We start from the raw sequence: 909 nt of genomic DNA, 5'->3' as shown, positions 1-909 counted from the left end.
ACGCCTTGCTCAACTTTTTTTAGTTTTCCAGTTATAAGCAAATCGATGCCTTGCTCGTAAAGGCCGGTATCATTTGCGTGAGTTGACAGGGACATTATTGTAAGTATTAGGGCAATAAACGATCGCCCTAAGCAATTTCTTAGGCTCGCCATGGTGGTTCCTTGGAGATGAAATTGGATTGTTTTTGTTTTAGTTGGTTTGAATAAAGAAGGGAGCCAAAGACTCCCTTTTTCGCACTTCTATGGTAATTAGAAGTTTTGACCAGAACACTTACCAGTCTTAACGTTGTAGTTACCACAAGACAAAGGCGCTCTCCAATCAGAGATAACGTCTTTTGAACCTGGTAGGAAGTCAGACCATGCATCGCCCTGAACCAGACCATTTGTAGACGACACAACCTGGAATTGACCGTCTTCTTGAATCTCGCCGATCAAAACTGGCTTAGTAATATGGTGGTTTGGCATCATCGTCGATAAGCCGCCAGAAAGGTTAGGGACAGAAACGCCGATGATCGCATCTTGCACAGCAGATGGGTCAGTAGTACCGGCTTTCTCTACCGCCTCAACCCACATGTTGAAACCAATATAAGTTGCTTCCATTGGGTCGTTTGTAACGCGATCTTCGTTACCGATGTATGAATGCCATGCCTCGATGAACTCGTCATTCGCATCGGACTCAACACTCATAAAGTAGTTCCAAGCAGCCAAGTGGCCAACTAGAGGCGCAGTGTCAAGACCAGCAAGCTCTTCCTCACCAACCGAGAACGCTACTACAGGAATGTCTTCCGCAGAAATCCCTTGGTTGCCAAGCTCTTTGTAGAATGGAACGTTCGCATCGCCATTGATGGTTGATACAACTGCAGTNTTCTTACCCTCTGCACCGAACTTTTTGATGTCCGCTACAATGCTC

At 45.7% G+C, this 909-nt stretch carries 1 protein-coding gene; it reads right to left on the bottom strand.

The window, feature by feature from the left end:
- Positions 1-248: 248 nt before the first annotated feature.
- Positions 249-909: transporter substrate-binding protein (locus A3751_RS16525; protein ID WP_156492552.1), on the bottom strand; the 661-nt coding region annotated here is incomplete at its 5' end.

It is taken from the genome of Oleiphilus sp. HI0080 (genome assembly GCF_001635135.1).
Note: the sequence above shows the minus strand (reverse complement) of the source record. Positions and strands in the feature narration are given on the sequence as shown.